6 protein-coding genes are annotated in these 18,307 nt (G+C 34.3%); all 6 read left to right on the top strand.

Features of this window, described 5'->3' with window-relative positions:
* The first annotated feature begins 112 nt into the window (after positions 1 to 112).
* The 6 genes from GBO31_RS10000 to GBO31_RS09975 all read left to right on the top strand — a co-directional run bounded on the left by GBO31_RS10000 (position 113) and on the right by GBO31_RS09975 (position 18,077).
* Positions 113 to 3,394 carry a TonB-dependent receptor gene (locus tag GBO31_RS10000; RefSeq protein ID WP_219008194.1) on the top strand — a complete coding sequence of 1,094 codons (3,282 nt, stop codon included), beginning with the start codon at positions 113 to 115 and terminating at the stop codon, positions 3,392 to 3,394.
* A gap of 309 nt (positions 3,395 to 3,703) precedes the next feature.
* Entirely contained in the window at positions 3,704 to 6,181 is a 2,478-nt protein-coding gene (locus GBO31_RS09995; RefSeq protein ID WP_219008193.1) for a hypothetical protein, read from the top strand.
* Between the two features lie 23 nt (positions 6,182 to 6,204).
* Positions 6,205 to 12,174, top strand: coding sequence for a fibronectin type III domain-containing protein (locus GBO31_RS09990; RefSeq protein ID WP_219008192.1), 5,970 nt, complete (start codon positions 6,205 to 6,207; stop codon positions 12,172 to 12,174).
* A gap of 7 nt (positions 12,175 to 12,181) precedes the next feature.
* Positions 12,182 to 12,664 carry a hypothetical protein gene (locus GBO31_RS09985; protein ID WP_219008191.1) on the top strand — a complete coding sequence of 161 codons (483 nt, stop codon included), beginning with the start codon at positions 12,182 to 12,184 and terminating at the stop codon, positions 12,662 to 12,664.
* A 20-nt stretch (positions 12,665 to 12,684) separates the two neighbouring features.
* Positions 12,685 to 13,101 (top strand): hypothetical protein, encoded by a 417-nt coding sequence (locus tag GBO31_RS09980; protein WP_219008190.1) that lies wholly within the window; start codon positions 12,685 to 12,687, stop codon positions 13,099 to 13,101.
* A gap of 191 nt (positions 13,102 to 13,292) precedes the next feature.
* Positions 13,293 to 18,077: a hypothetical protein gene (locus GBO31_RS09975; RefSeq protein WP_219008189.1), complete on the top strand. Its 4,785-nt coding sequence runs from the start codon at positions 13,293 to 13,295 to the stop codon at positions 18,075 to 18,077.
* The last annotated feature ends 230 nt before the right edge of the window (positions 18,078 to 18,307 follow it).

Here is an 18,307-nt window from a genome sequence, read left to right as displayed (position 1 = left end):
TGAGTTACCTTAAAACCGTTAAAATTTTATGTAAAAATTTTAACGTTTAGATAAACTTAGATTGCGCAAAGATTCGTTCTTTTGCGCCAAACAATTAACGCAATTCATGATAATGAAAAAGATTACATTTTTATTCGTTGTAATTCTTTTAGCAACAGTGGCAGAAACTTTTGCACAAGGAGTTACGACATCGTCGATTAATGGTAAAGTTACCGATAATAATGGCGGTGCATTACCAGGAGCGACTGTGATAGCAGTTCACGGTCCGACAGCTACGAAGTATGCAACAACAACTGATTTTGATGGATTTTATCGTATTCAAAATATGCGTGTTGGGGGACCATACAGAATCACTATCACTTATGTTGGATTTAAAGGATTTGTACGAGATGGATTATTTCTTCAGTTAGGACAATCTGAAAGAGTAAGTAAACAACTTGAAGAAGCGACAAATCAATTAGATGAAGTTGTGATTACGGCGACTGGAAACAGTATTTTTGATTCTAACAAAACTGGAGCTGGTAGAAAAGTATCACAACGAGAAATTAGCACATTACCGAATACTTCAAGATCGGTTGCCGAGTTTGTAAGAGTTACTCCTCAAGCTCAGTTAACTGAAGGAAATGATGGCTTTTCTATATCTATTGCTGGGCAAAATAATAGATTTAACGGTATTTATATTGATGGAGCAGTAAATAATGATGTTTTTGGATTAGCTGGATCAGGAACCAATGGTGGACAAACGGGTATTAATCCATTTTCAATCGATGCTATAGAATCTTTTCAGGTTAACGTGGCTCCTTTTGATGTAAGACAATCTGGTTTTGCGGGTGGTGCTATTAATGCAATTACACGTTCAGGATCTAACAACTGGGAAGGATCAGCTTATACTTTCTTTAAGAATCAAGACTTAGTTGGTAAAACACCTGTAGATCTTGTTGGAGAAGGAGAAGAAAGAGAAAAACTTGGAGAATTTACAGCTTTAACTTATGGAGTTAGAGTAGGAGGTCCTATTGTAAAAGATAAATTATTCTTCTTTGCAAATTTAGAAAGAGTTGATAATGAAACTCCTGCTCCTTTTAATATATCAAATTATAGAGGGAATTCAAGCGCACAAGATCTTGCTAATCTTAGACAAACTATTTTAGATCGTTATAACTATGATGTTGGAGGATACGAAAACAACGCTTCTACCCTACTAGGAAATACGTTTACTGTTAGACTAGACTGGAATATCAATGACAACAACCAAATCTTTATCAAAAATAACTATGTAAAATCTGAAAACCTTGAAGGAAGAGGATCGTCAAACGGAACGATCAACTTTAGCAATGGATCAGAGTTTTTTACAAGTGTTGCGAATACAACTACTCTAGAATGGAACTCATCCATCGGAAATAAATTTTCTAATAACCTAATTTTAGGGTACTCAATTGTTAGAGATGATAGAGACCCTGATGGAGACCCATTCCCTACTGTATTTTTAGATGATGGAGATGGTGGGATCAATTTTGGTGCTGAGCGTTTTAGTACAGCAAACCTATTAGATCAAGACGTATTTACTTTAGCAAACAACTTTAGTATCTATGCTGGAAGACATACGGTAACAATCGGTACACAAAATGAATTTGCTAAAACAAAAAATTTATTCTTCAGAAATAACTTTGGGCGTTACAGATACTTCGATGTTTTTGATGATTTAAATAACGACGGAGAGGATGAATTTGTACAAAGTGGTGTTACTAGTTTCTTAAATAATGAAGCTGTAAGTAGATATGATTATAACTACTCATTAATTCCTGGTGGAGGAATTGGAGATGCATCAACCGGTGCTGCAGAATTCCAACGTTTTGTTTTAGGATTCTATGTACAGGATGAAATTCAGTTTACTGATAACTTAAAAGTAACTGCAGGTTTAAGAGTAGATGTTCCTTTCTGGGAAGATGGATTAACCAATGAAGATTTTAACACTAGAACCGTTGCATTATTAGAAGCAAATGGTAAAGATCTTCAAGGAGCGAGAGTTGGTAAAGCTATAGACCCAAGAGCTCATCTTGCACCAAGAGTTGGTTTTAACTGGGATGTAAAAGGTGATAACACAACTCAAATTAGAGGTGGTTTAGGAATATTCACATCTAGAGTACCATTAGTTTGGGCAGGTGGAACTTATAACAACAATGGAGTTACACAAGGTGTTAGTGATGCTAGAGATTTTGCAGATGATATATTCTTTAACCCAGATGTAAACACACAACAAAGACATATTGCATCAGGACCTGGTAATTTTGGTGGACAAATTGATTTATTTGCGCCAGATACTAAACTACCGCAAATTATGAAATATAACCTTGCAGTTGATCAAAAGTTACCTTGGTGGGGATTAATAGCATCTGTAGATTTATTATATCAAGATAATATTACGCAATTACAGTACGAAAATCTGAACATAAGAAATACTACAGAAACCTTAAACAACGGACCTGATGACAGACCACGTTACAATCTTTTTGATAGAATTGATAACACATATGGTTCTGGTATTTATCTTGCTTCGAATACAGGAGAAGGATTCTCATATAACGCTTCGGTAACTATTACCAAACCTTTCCAAAACGGTTTCCAAGGAAGTCTTTCTTATACTTACGGAGATTCCAAGAATATTTTTGATGCTACGTCTTCACAGAACAGTTCGCAGTGGAATAATCAGGTAACTGTAAATGGTAAAAATGCAAGAATTCCTCTAGCTCGTTCTAATTTCTCAGCTGGTCACAGAATTATCAGTAACGTTTCCTATGAATTAAAGTGGAATGACAATATCAAAACAACTATAGGATTAGTATATGAAGGATCACAAGCCGGACCATTCTCATATACTTACGGAAATGAAAATAATGAATTAATTCTTGCAGATGATTTTGATGATGGTGCATTAATCTATGTTCCTAATAACGCAAGTGAAATTCGTTTTGCAGGTACTCCAGAAGAGCAAGCTGCTCAATGGGAAGCTTTTAATAATTATATCGCTAATGATGATTATTTAAGTGACAGAAGAGGACAATACGCTGAACGTAATGGAGACAGAGGTCCTTGGAATCATATATTTGACCTTAGATTTATTCAAGACTTCTCAATGAAGATTGGTAATAAAACACATGGATTACAGTTTACAGCGGATATCCTTAATTTTGGAAATCTGTTAAACAAAGAGTGGGGAGTAAGAAAGTTTATATCTAATGAAGTAAACCTTTTAGATGTAGTAGATATAGACTCGGATAATGTTCCTACTTTCAGCTTAAATCAAAATGTAGTTGATGATGTAGAACAAATTGATGATTTTGGTAATCAATCGTCAAGATGGCAAATGCAGGTTGGTTTAAGATATATATTTAACTAAGGAAAAGTTAAAAACCAAAATAGTAAAACCTCGCTCTAATGGAGCGAGGTTTTTTTATATCCCTTTGTTATACCAGTTCTCATATGAAATGGTATTAATTACCATCTTTTTAAAAAAATCGATATATACATGGTAACATTATCGTCCTTAAAGACACTTACTTATAGAAAAGTCGGAAAAATAGCTCAAAAACTAAGCTGCAAGTAAGAATAAGATTACATATTCTGTTAAAGTTCTGAAAGTTAGAATTTTCCCTTTGTTAAATGTTAAAAAAAACTTAAATTCGCCAACCCCAAATCAAGCCCCATATTGAATAAAAGATTACTTTATTTACTGGTTTTACTCACTTCTCCCCTTCTTGGCCAAGATCTTGGTCAAATTGGAAAGGCTCCTTTAGTTAAAATTAACGGGGGAATTTCTGCAAATTCTGTGTATTATAACGGCACTGCTAATAGAGAACCTTTTACGTATTTTCTCAATGGTAATTTAAATTTTAACATTAGCGGAATTTATAACATCCCTTTATCCTTTTCTTATACCAATCAGGATTTTGCCTATAGTACACCTTTTAAAATTAACAGACTTAGTATACACCCTTCTTATAAATGGGTAGCGACACATATTGGAGATGTTGCGATGACTTTTTCTCCATATACGGTGAGCGGACACCAATTTACCGGTTTTGGAACAGATCTTACACCAAATGGTCCATTTAAGATTAGTGCACTATATGGTAGGTTTTTAAAAGCAACCGAATACAATGCCGAAGTACCCGAAGCAATCCCTGCATATAAAAGAATGGGATACGGATTAAAAACCTCATATGATTTCAATAGATTTAATATCGGTTTGATTTTTTTCAAAGCAAAAGACGAAGCGTCCTCTTTAGAAATTCCGATACCTGATGATCTCAATATTGATCCTAAAGAAAATTTAGTAATTAGTTTAACCTCTTCCGTAGAGATTACCAAAGGATTGAATTTCAATCTAGAAGTTGCCCAAAGTGCGGTGACAGAAAACCTAAACGACACAGGAACAGATTCCAACAGTAATATACTTGGGTTCTTAATCGATGAAAAAGCTTCTACCGATTATTATACTGCTTTTAATGCAGATATAAATTATGCCTTTGGAAAAGGTAGTCTAGGTATTGGTTATGAACGAATCGATCCACAATACAGAACTTTTGGAGCATATTTTTTTAATAATGATCTAGAAAATATCACCGCAAATGCTACACAAGAATTGTTTAACGGTCGTGTATCGCTTGCCTTAAATGCAGGACTACAAAGAGATGATCTTAAGAATGAAAAAGAATCTCAATCGAATAGAATTGTCGCTGCATTGAATACAAATATCAAAGCCTCTGACCGATTAAATATTGCAGCATCTTATTCTAATTTTCAATCCTTTACCAATATTCGAACAGCATTTGACATTATTAATGAAGTTGATCCTGTAGAAAATCTTGACACCTTGGACTTTAAGCAGGTATCACAAAACGCCTCTCTAAACCTTGGCTATATCCTTTCGCAAAGCAAACAAAAACAACAAAATATAGGTTTGAATCTGACATATCAAACCACTAAAGACGAACAAGGAACAGCAGATGAAACCAATAACCAAACAGATTTTTACAATTTAGGAGCCAACTATTCCATTGCTTATCCAGAAAGCGCATTAACCGTAAACGGTGCAGTTAATGCTGCCTATAATGTCATTGAAGAAAATGATGCACTAACCTATGGTCCAACACTATCTGTTAATAAACAATTCTTTGATAAAAAACTAAGAACAGGATTTTCTGCTTCTTATAATCAAAGTTTAGCCAACGGAACTTCACAAGGAAATGTTACTAATTTTAGAGCTAATGCTGGTTATGTATATAAAGAAAAGCATAACCTAAATCTCAATGCACTAGCCTTGTTTAGAAATAGCTCTACTACTGCAAGTTCAAACGACTTTACAGTTACCCTTGGATATAGTTATTCCTTTGATGTCAAAAAACCTGATTTGCGATTCAGAAAAAGAGACCCTAACTCTTCAAATAATAAAAAGAATGCTCAAAAATCAAAAGATACACTTCAGCAGTTAGAAGAACAACTTGATAAACAGAATTACTATAGATTCCGTTATCGAGGAGAAATTTATGATAACAATGCCTTGGCAGTAGCTGATCAGATTGAAGCGATAGCAAAGAAAGAATATTATGATAATGAAGAGGCTTTTGCAAAAGATAAAATGAAAATGCTTTTTGCTGCTCTAAAGGAAAATGCCAAAACCGATGAAGACTTCAAAAACTTGGCAATTGATTTTCTAGATAGTATTTACTTACGAAAAGATTACATCCCAGTATACCAAAACGGATTACAAACCACCTTATTGAGTTTACGAAAAGAGCTGGTCAACAAAGATCAAAAAATGAAGGATGTATATGCCAAAGCAAAATTTGAATTAGAAAACCATCCACTTCACTCACTAAGTGAATCCGAAAGAAATACAGCTTCAGAAGAAGCGCAATTCGAATACATGAAGATCAATACGAAATATAAAGTGGAAGGTGAAAAATTTGAAGCATATCTCTTCTTACGAATCGAGGTTGACAAATTATTAAATGGTAATAGACTGATTACCAAAAGTACTCACACTAAAAACATAAAGGAACTGACTCAGGAAACCACTTTTGGAATGTATTCCGAGAAAAAAGATTTAGAAAAAATTAACATATATTTAGAGGAACAAATTATCATCTATTTTGACAAACTATATCGTAGTTCTGATAACTAGACGGTAATTACCCCAAATCGCGTATGAAGAAATTATTATTGATACTAATAGCACTATTACAGCTAAATTTTGTCTTAGCACAAACTTTTCCTGTCCGTGTTACTTCACAAGCAATTCCTCCTTATCCTACCAATTTGTCAGGATATGCTAATTCAGGAATTGTAAATAGCCCTTTAAGAGTTCAATTAGTACTAAGCGATGTTACTGCATCCAGCAGAGAAATTCGATTAGCAGTTTCTATAGAAGGTAACGGAATCAATGCAACTAGTGCGCCAGTAGTCATCGGAGCGCCAACCTTGATTCTAGATGGTGGTATTCCTCTAAACTTAACCATAACAGAATTAGCCCCTTATTTCGAACAACAGAATTTACAAGGCATATCTTCAGTACAGTATAATAGTCCACTACCTGATGGATCCTACAGGTTTTGTTTTGAAGTATTTGATGCATTTACCGGTAATCGATTGTCTTCAAAAAATTGTGCTTCCATTTTTCTGATTAATAACGATCCCCCATTTTTAAACAAACCTGATAACGAAGCCAAAATAAGTGAACAAAATCCAACGAATATTATTTTTCAATGGACACCAAGACACATCAACGTACCGAATGTCTCTTATGAATTTAGTATTGTAGAAGTTTGGGATCCTTATATTGATCCACAAGCTATTTTTGTAGCATCGCCACCATTATACCAGGAAGTTACGACCAATACCTCCTTGCTATACGGACCTATTCAGCCTTTGTTATTAGCAGGTAAACGATATGCTTGGCGGGTAAGAGCATTTGCTACCAATAATGGCGAAGAAGTTTCAGTATTTAATAATAATGGAAATAGTGAAATCTTTTGGTTCGATTACCAAGCTAGTTGTGAATTGCCCACAAATATCCAAGTTCAGGATGTAAGTATGACCAATGCCACTATTAGCTGGATTGGGCATCCAGATCATTTAGATTATACGATAAAATATAGAGAAGCAGGTAGTAATCGTTGGTATAGTAAAACTACACCTAGAGATTATGTGACCATAGACGAATTTAAAGCAGACACCGTTTATGAGTATCGAGTTATCGGAAACTGTACTCAGAATAGTTTTGGAGAATCACCAGTTGATACCTTTAGAACACTTAGTGAAGAATTAGCAGAGTACGCCTCTTGTGGTATTCAGCCAGATCCTGTAGATCTTTCGAATCAGGAACTACTTACAGAACTTTTTGTGAATGATGTTTTTACTGCAGGTGACTTTCCCGTGTACGTAAAAGAAGTTTCTGGTGCCACTTCTTTTACAGGAGAAGGATATATCAGCACACCTTGGTTGGCAACAGTTCGTATTCCTGTGAAATTCCAGAATATCAAAATCAATACCGATATGAAATTGGTAGACGGTTTTGTAATCACTACCTATGATCCTAATTGGGGAAGTATCATAGATGGAGATGCAGTTGTGGATGTTATTCTTGGAGATGATGGAGATATTCAAGTTATAGACGTCGATGTAGATATTGTAGATGTTCAAATCGATGAAAATGGTGATATTATAATCATTAGTACTGATGGTCCTATTCCTGACACCTTCGATGGTGGAAATGATATCATATTTGTTGATAGTACCGGTGAAGAGTGGCGTGTAGATGCCGATGGTGATATATCACAAGGAGAACAAGCAGAAGGAGGACCCGCTACTTCCGGAAATACCGATGGTGTAAATAACAGTGGTGTTAATGAAATTACAGCGAGTGATGTTACCGTTACTTTTAACAATACCAAGGGATATTATAGTTTTGATACCGTACCTGAAAATGCAGGAGGTTCTATCGCCAATCAATATGATAAAGTACCTATCTCTGGTGGTGGCGAGTATTACATACCCTATAAAGCGATAGCAGCGTTACCTAATCGTCCAACAGATTTCTTAACGGCAGAAGTGTCATTTGGAACAAGTGATTACAGTGCATCTGATATTATTTTTAAAACCAAAGAAGGAACCAAAGTACAAGCCAATTGGGACAGTGATAGTACAACCGCTACCTTATCCCTTAAAAAAGCTTTTGATTTTGCTAAACAACAAATCATAGCTACTGTAAGACCAAAAGATTCTACTGATAAGTACACAGTAGCTGGTACAGCGAATCTATGGCATTTGGCCAATCAGGATGTAGCTACCATCAATGTAAAATTAATCTCGGTTAATGGTGCTAGTTTATCTGGCATCGGTGAGCGTATCAATGAAATTTACAATCCAGCTGGCGTTCGATTTAATGTTACTTCTGCATCACCATTATCTGTATCAGATACCACTTTAGATGTTGGCGATAGTAGTTTACTATCGCAATATACCAAAGGTGAAAAAGCATGGATTAGCCAGTTTAAGACGTTACCAGGATATCAACGTGACACTTATTATTTATTTGTTACGGATATTCCTCCTTCTGATTCAGGTACTGAAGGGTTTATGCCACTAAAACGACAATTTGGTTTTGTCTTTGCCGGAGATGATAAAGGCCGAACTGCAGCCCACGAATTGGGGCATGGCGTATTTGGATTAGAGCATCCGTTTAAAAAATATAATACTACCGGAATAACAAATCTCTTGATGGATTATGGTACTGGAGTGCGCTTATCTCATATGGATTGGGAAAAAATGCATGCACCAGGTATTCAGATCTACTGGTTCCAAGGTGATGAGGATGGGGAATACGCAAGTTATCAATACTTAGTAGGTTATAACGTTGTTCCAGAATTATTTAGTTCTCATCTTGAAAACTTCTCTGGATCTAGTATTTCATTTGTTTCTCCTACTGGCAAAATAATTTCGATTCCGTCTACGGCTAAAGATGTTACCTTTATCAATAAAGGTTCTTTATTCGCATTTACAATTACCAAAAATGGAAAAGAAGAACGATACGTTGGTGCTAAAAGAGTTAAAAATGGTGAATCCAAATTCGCAGGATACCTTAAAGAAACTGGAAATAAAAATAATTGGAACGAAAGAGTATATCAAGACATTTTATCAAGAGATCTATCTCAACAAGTTACAGTTTATCTTGGTAAATTAAAAAAGACCTCGGAATCTTGCGGTATAGATATCTATTCTAAAGCTCATCCAAATAATGCCCATCCAACGGAATGGAATAGTGGAGGAAATGATGACCTTATTGTTAATACTGAATATACCAATGGTTTAAGTCCAATTGGGCCAACCATTAATTCTCCCGAAGCCTGTGATTTATGTTCTGAAGGAGAAAAATTCTATAGCCTCCATGCGGATATAAATGATGAAAACATACGAGAAATTGTATTAAAAGTTTCTAAACTTATTTGTGATCCAAATGTGGATACAACCTTTTTTGAAGAATTTTCCAAAAATGGCTACAAAAACCTTCTAGACTGGCAAAAACAATTCTATAGTGAAGGTATGTGGCCAAATGATTATGAAGCATATAAAGCTTTTTATGACTCATATAACAGATATATCGAATACTATCTAGAAGCAAAAACAATTGTACAAACAAGTACAGATAAAGAAGCTCTTCTTAGAGTAGCATATAACCTTTCTTTAAATCAACTGGAAACACTAAGTGCGGTAGAGAAACTTAGTATGCTTAAAATAATGACGAAAGGATTTGTTGGAGGTTATTGGTTTGGTTTAAATTATAATATTGAAGCACTTGCGCTAAAAGTTATCAAATCTGTAAATAATGACAGAGGTGAAACGGATCAATCGAGATTATTTCTTGAAGGTTTGCTAAGTGAAAATTACAAAGTTGGAGATAAATACTTATATGAAAACCTTTTTAAGAAATTAGACGATTATTTTGGTAAGGATAATTTTTCCGAACTCATATTAAGATTCACTAAACTTTCTTTAGAGACTTATTCTGAAAATCCTTCAAAAATTACTTTAGAATGGGGAGCAAGAAACGAAAGTTTTATCCTGAATTATGTTGTATCTGACAATGATTATGAATTTGACTTTGAAGGCAAACAGGTTTTTGTCACAGGAGAGTGTCTACAAAAAAGATACACTGTTTCTAGAAATGGGGAAAGTGTTGAAAATGGATGTAACGAATATTTATATGACAATTACCCTTTACATCCATTTAACGATTTTGTAACACTTACTATCTTAGAAAGCACGAATATCTTACCATCATTTATGTGTGGCAACCCTAATGTTCAATGGTGTGGTAAAGCAATAAAAGTTCCAGCCGTTTTTCTTCCATATCTACAGGAAAAGAAAAGCACTCAATCATTTGAAAACTGGGGAATTAACACAATTGTAATAGCGGGAACTGTTTTAAGTTTTGGGGAAGTTGCTGCAGCTAGAGCCACTGGTCAAATTGCTTATTGGGCAATTGCGGATTTAACTTATACTTTTTCAAATGATGCCGTACGAGTACTTTATGACAATTTTGATGATAAAACGGATAACGAAGAATTTAAAGATTACCTAAAATCCGGATGGGATGGTATAGGCTATATTTTCCTAGCCAAATCAGCCGCAGACGTTACCGGACTTACAGCTGCCGCTACAAAAAAACAGTTAGCTAGAGGGTATGCTGCCATTAAAACATATGGAGAAGATGAATTTTTTGATGTTTTCGAACAATCCTTAAGAGAGGCATCAGCTGAGCTTGCAGAAGAGCAAATTAAAGCAATGTCTAATGATTTAAGAAAAACTGTAAATCAATTAGAAAATGAAATTCCAGATTTAATTCAAGAAGAACTAGAATTTTCAAGAAAACTTTATTCAGGAACAGGAAACTTTAAGGATTTACTCAAAAATAACATCCTAGAAAAATTAGGAGATAATCAAAAATATGCAGATTTAAAAAATTGGATTAACAACTTAGAAGATGGAAATCTTCTTAATAAGCTAGAAACTATATCCGGGAAGGTAGATGAGAATGGGATTAGCGATATTTCGAGACTTGGAGATGATTTTAAAGATTTAACTGGTATAGGAATTGATTTCAATGATATCGAGTTACTATCTGCTTGGGGAGCGTTAAGTAAGTCCCCTGTTATTAGGGCTAAACCTGATAACTTAAGAATTTTAAAACAAGTACACTCTAGATTTGAATATGGAGGAAAATCATCATTTGAAGGTATTAATAGCTTATTAAATGAAGGCAGTCAAGCAAGTCGACAAAAAATCATTAATGGCCTAAAAGAAGTTGACGAAATTTTTGATTCTTCTTTACCTGTAAAATTTAGTGGAATCAAAAAGGGCGATGTAAAAGTTACTATAGTAGATGCCAATGGAAAAGGACAAGAAGTAGCAAGAATTATTGACAAAACTCTGGAGAAGAAAAAATTCATCGAAAATGGAGATGTAGTTGGAAAATATGATGGTGATGATATTTTAAGAAATGGTGATGAGATTGGGTTTAAATTGGCTAACTCAGCTGAAAACTTAAGTTTTGCCGAAAAATCGAAATTATTTGTTAAAAATGAAAATGCCTTACTAACATATAATAGAAATGATGGTACATTTTTCATGCAAAAATCACCATCAAACCAAGATTTAAGCACAGGATATCCTGATGAATTAACATTTAGTTTTAAATATAATTCTGGACCAAATGCAAATAGTAAAGATGTCTTTGGAAAAATCGCAATGACAGAAGATGGTTTCTTAGTAGGTAATATTAAAAAACCTACAAAAATGAATAATGAAAAAATTAAAGGCATTACCGAAGATGCTTTTGATATGGCCCTATTCCATTTTGGTAAATCCGACGTTAATGGATTAAAGGCATTATGGGTAAGAAATGCTAATCTCTATCCTGATTTGCCGGATAATAAATCAATAAATTTGATAAAGTTTGAGGAAGCTTTGGAAACAATGGAAGAATCTAAAGCTGTTTTTGAAACAGTTACTGGTAGGTATTCTAAATCGAGAGACTTCAGCAAAGTAAAGGAAATTAAAAAGCTTACTGAAGCAGAAGATGGGGTATATGGATATGAAGTTATTTTCACAAAACAATAAATACAAGATGAAAAATATTGTTGATGATATTACGAAATACGATATAGATGGCTCAAATTACGAGTTAATGGTTCATAAAATTATTGATCCTCTTTTTGAATTTCTAAAGGACTACATAATAGAAGAGTTGAAAATCCTTAATAAAGTTCGATCCTCATTTAGGATGGGTAATAATGAACTAAAGGAAATTGGAATTTCGAATTATGAAGAGTTTAGAAAAAAAAGAATTCAAATAATTAAATCTTTTGAAGTGTTAAAAGAACTTTCTCCCAATTTAAAAACATTGTCAGCGGTAGATGATTTAATTAGAAGAAGTGTTATCCGAGATATTGCAACAAAAATTCCTGTAGCACCTAAAGATTATTTAAATGAAAGTGAGATAAACGAATACGATATTGATTGGATAATTAGAAAAACAAAAGATTTTTTCGGAAAGTTCGTGCAAACATATTCATCTGAACGAATTTTTTATTTATTAAAAACAAATTAAAAAATCAGAATACTTAAATAATGTCAGCATACTTAATAATTATAGAAATATTGCTATTAGCTCTTATGGTTTATGAGAGTTATAAATACTTCATTTTTAAGTATCGATCGATTTTAGTCGAAGCTACTATTAAAGAAATCGAAGAATATGAGGTTTTTCAAAGGCCTTCAACCAAAGCCTTTGAAGGTCAAAAAAAAGCAGTAAAAGTTATGCTAGAATATACGTTGAATAAAAAAACATTCATTAAAAAGGAGCGAATAAAAAAAAATATTATAAACGCAAAAGTTGGTGATACAATAAAAATAAAGGTGGTTAAAAATGACCCAGAACAATGCAGTTTAAAACCTGATTCTATTCGCTTTAGAAGAATGGTATTAACAATAATGACTCTATTAGTTTGGTCAGTTTTGGTATTTATTATTCAAACCACTAGTTAAAAAAATAATATCATTAGAACCTTTAAAAAAACAACTATAGATAGTAACAAATGGTCTAAAAACCAAACATAACTAATAAAAGAAATAACTCTTTTAAAGACGGAAGAAAAAAGAATATAGAATGACCCAAAGAAATTTTGAGAATTATCAACGAAATGATTTGGCGAATTCCAAAATATAAAACCCAAAATATGAAGCAATATTACCTACTATTGTTATTACTACTCTCCATATTTCCTTCCCTGGCAAGTACGGAAGACGGTGAGGATAAAAAAAGTACTTCAGAAGAAGTAGCTCCTGCACCTTTGCCAGCCATGATGATGAACCGTTCTTTTGCAGATTTGGATATCAAAATCGAAAAAGATATACAAACCCTGATCAAAAGTTCTGAAGGGCAAGACTTCTGGCAAAATGAATTATACGATCGTTTCGAAAGCGATAGTACCATCAATAACCTAAGAGGAAAAGCAGAAGCTGTTATCGATGAACTCATTGAAGGTGATAAGTTTCTGGAGTCACTAAAAGAATACTTAACAGGTCAGCAACCTGTAACCTTACCCATTGGAATCAAGAAAAAAGTAGGTAATTCTGATTTCATCATGGGAGTAAGCCAGATTAAAATTGGTAAAGAATATTCTGAGCTAGAAGTCTTTGTTCGATTAATGCTACCACAAGTAGATGATACCGGTAAACGGCGTCAATTATTTTTTGGTGCGCAAGGTGTAAAACTATCCCATAAAGGAGGATTGTTTGGGGAAGCAGATCTGGTATTACTTGGGGATGTCGGAATACCTTTCCAAGGGAAAGAGATTATGATGGTCTTAAAAGGTGGTGATCTTGGAACCGGTGATTTAAGTAAGAAAACCTATGTAACTATAGATTGTGATGGTTTTAAAGAATTAGGATTAGCTGTAGATGTAGAGTTTTCACGAAATAAATTATTACCGGTTAATGCAAACAACAAAGTTGATAACACACCTATTCCTGGCACCAATAGACTAAAAAAGGTAACCACTAGCTTCGAGTTGGTAGCAAGTGATTGGAACGATATTTTAGTAGAAATTGATATGCCTAGATTCCAGGTGCCCTCTTTAAAAAATACCATTTTCGAATTAAATACTGCCATTTTTGATTTTAGTGATCTTAGGAATTCACCGAATATGCAATGGCCTAAAGATTATCAGCAAACCTATTTAATTTCTGGAGAAGAAGATCTATGGCGAGGAGTATATGTGCAATCTGTAACGGTAGTACTACCAGAACAGTTTCAAAGAAAAGGCAGTAATGAACGGATTAGTTTTGGAGCAGAAAAATTATTGATTGATAACAATGGTGTTTCTGGTAATTTCAAAGGAGAAAACATACTACCAATTAATCAAGGAAACGCGGATGGGTGGCAAATTTCTGTAGATCGATTACAAGTTAATTTTGTAGCTGGTAGCCTTGCTGGAGCTGGCTTTGGAGGTGCAATTGTATTACCTGTAACCACAGAAACAGTTTCAGGTACACATACCGAAATAACGATTGATGAAGATGGAAATGAACAGAGCGAACTTATCGGTTTGGATTATCAATCGAATAGTACAACCGTTTTGGTATACAATGCATTAATCGACCCAGTTAACGAAGAATATGTACTCAATGCCAGTCCGGCTCATACAATAGCCTTTGATATTTTTAAAGCAAAAGCCACACTTACCAAAAATAGTTTTGTGGAACTGCGGCTTACGGAAGGGAAGTTTAGACCCAAAGCTGTATTACATGGAAATATGGCAATCAAAGGTTCTAATAATGGATCTTCTTCTGCCACAGCTACTGCTGATTTTGAAGGAATTACTTTTCAAGATTTTCAGCTACAAACAGTCAGTCCGATTATCAAAATTGGACATGCAGGATATACTGGTGAAGTAAAAGTTGGAAATTTTCCGGCTACCATTTCAGATATAGGCATACGCGCCGAAAATACAGTAGCTGCTTTGGATTTTACAATAGCTATTAATCTAATGGATAGCGGAGGTTTCGCTGGAAACGCAAGTTTATCCATAGAAGGAAATTTAAATCAAGGAGAAGGTTTTGAAAAATGGAAATTTAAACGAATCAAACTCCGCAGAGTTGAGATCGAAGCCGACATTGGATTCAAAATAGAAGGTTTTGTAGAATTCAGAGAAGATGATCCCGTTTATGGGGATGGTTTCGCAGGCATGGTTACTGCAGAATTCAAAGGTGGAATTGTAGTTACCATCAGTGCTACTTTTGGAAAAACAGATTTCAGATATTGGTATATAGATGGATTAGTAAAAGGCCTTAATATAGTAGTTCCAACTGGCCTTGCGATTACTGGTTTCGGTGGTGGAGCCTACTATCGAATGAAAAAAGATGGATTTAGTTCAAATCTTGGGTTAGGGTCTTCTGGAGCAAATTATGTGCCGGATCGAGATTCTGGGCTTGGAGTAAAAGCAATGATGTTATTTTCTGTTGCAGGAGGTGAAACACTTGTTAATGGTGGTTTTGGTTTTGAAATAGCATTTAATAGTAGTGGTGGAATTAATAGAATGAGCTTATATGGTGAAGCTCACTTGATGCAGGAACCCGAATGGAATGACGCAGGTTCTGAAATCACCGAAAACTTTGAAGGTATTGTAGAAAACGAATCTCAAATGCCCGATGCCGCTGAAAATGAACTGAAGCAAGCGGATCTTATGGAAGCTTCCAAAGCTATCTATCCAGCAACTATGGAAGGACAAAAAGGACTAAATGCATATGTAGCCATTGAATTTGATTTTGTTCGTAATACTTTTCATGGAACATTTGAACTCTATATTGATCTCTTAGGTGGATTATTTCAAGGAGTAGGTAACGGTGGACGTGCTGGTTGGGCTGTAGTGCATTTTGGTCCAGGAGAATGGTATATCCACGTGGGGACTCCACGAGACCCTGTTGGATTAAAAGTGGGGATTGGAAGTATCGCACTTACATCTAAAAGTTATTTTATGATGGGAGATTATCTACACCCTTCCCCTCCACCAGATCAAAAAGTAGCACAAATTCTAGGTTTAGAACTTGAAGAACTCGATTATATGCGTGATGAAAATGCCATTGCTGGTGGTCGTGGTATCGCATTTGGTTCTAAATTCGATTTTGATACAGGAGATATGACATTCTTAATTTTCTATGCCCGATTTAATGCTGGTTTTGGATTTGATATTATGGTCAAAGATTATGGAGAAACTATTTGTAGAGGAAGTGGGCAAATCGGAGTTAATGGATGGTATGCAAACGGACAAGCATATGTATACCTACAAGGTTCACTTGGAATTAAAATCAAATTTTTTGGTATTAGAAAAAAAATTCCAATTATTGAAGCGGGTGCTGCCACTTTAGTCCAAGCAAAACTTCCAAACCCTGTATGGTTAAGAGGATATATCGGTGGATATTTTAATTTACTCGGAGGGCTTATCAAAGGAAGATTTAGATTTGAACTTCAATTTGGAGAAGAATGTGATATTATAAGTCAAGGAGCACCATTAAATGATTTTAAAATTATTGCGGATATAAAACCCCGAGATGAAAACACGGATATCGATGTATTTGCTGTACCTCAAGTAGCATTTAATATGCAAATTGAAGAACCCTTTCAACTTGAAAATGACACTGGAGAAATAAGTACTTACCGATTTAAATTAGATGAGTTCTATCTCAAGAAAGAAAATGGAGAAGAAATAATAGGTACTAAGAATCTTAATGAAAATAAGGACTTATTAAGTTTTACTTCAGAAGAAATATTACCATCCAATACGAAAATGAAATTGCATGTATCTGTAACTTTTGAAGAAAAGATAAATGGTACTTGGGCTGGAATTACTCATAATGGACAACCTCTTAAAGAAGTTGAAGATGTAACATTTACAACGGGAGAAGCTCCTGATCATATTCCAGAAAATAATATTGTATACACATATCCAGTGATTAACCAAAAGTATTTCTTTCCGAAAGAATACAATAATGGATATATAAAATTAAAAAGAGGACAATCTTATTTATTTGATTTACAACCTGGATGGTCTCAAAAGGTATTTTTTACTGATGATTTCGATCAAACCTTACAAACATCAATCTCATATAATGCAGGAGAAAAGAAAGTAATAATTCCATTACCTGATCTTCTAAATTCAAAAGAGTATCAGCTAAGGATTCTTACACTACCACCGAATGCAACTAACAGCTCAACATCAGAAAATTATTCCACTACTGACTTTGATGATGGAAATAATACTGTGGAGACCAAAAGTGTGAATATTGAAGGGTTAACAACAAATCCGGATACTATTGAAGCACTATCATACGACTTCAATACAAGTGCGCATAACAGTTTCAAGGAAAAAATGAATAATAAAAAGGTAACTGAACCTTTACGTGAAATTATTTATGCAGATGTACACAAGCTAAAAGCAGTAGTCAATAATAGTGAATCATTTGATTTAACAGAATTGGTTGGTACCAAATATTCTGAAAATACTCCACTTATGATAGTAGAAGCTAACTTAAATGATGAATATTACCGAAATGAAATATATCCTTTAATATACCAAGACTACCCTAAACGTTCTGACTTTACGATTGATAGAGACCCTTCGATACTTGGGATACCTCCATCGAAAGGAATGGATCAGTTGACTTGGTATCAAACATACTTATCACAAAATGTAAATATTGATTATTTGAATGAACGATTACCACATACTTATAATTTACCAATATATTACAAAAATGACTTTGTCGATATTCGATATAAAGTAGTAAACGCTTTTACACGAAATCCTGAGGCATTTCAAAATCAAATTGCAGAATATGATTATTTAATAAACGGTGTATTCCCTTACATTAAACCTGGTAATTACGAAGCCATATATAAATATGTATTACCTGGAGGTATTCAAGGAACCTCAGCTAATTTTAAATACGTAAATCCAAATTAGCCCTTCGACAGGCTCAGGGTGACAAAAAAGCTAAAAAACTAGAAACAAAATGTCAGACTGAGCCTGTCGAAGTCCAGATCAAGACAAAAAGTTGAAAAATATAAAAATGAATCAAAAATTAATTACAGTAATAATAAGTAGATTCCCCCTTCGAAGGCATGTGCTGAGCTATGTCGAAGTAGGCTTAGGGGGATGTTCATTCTCAAGGATTATATTTCTCCTTATACTCT

The organism is Aquimarina litoralis, assembly GCF_019295435.1.
GTDB lineage: Bacteria > Bacteroidota > Bacteroidia > Flavobacteriales > Flavobacteriaceae > Aquimarina > Aquimarina litoralis_A.
Note: the sequence above shows the minus strand (reverse complement) of the source record. Positions and strands in the feature narration are given on the sequence as shown.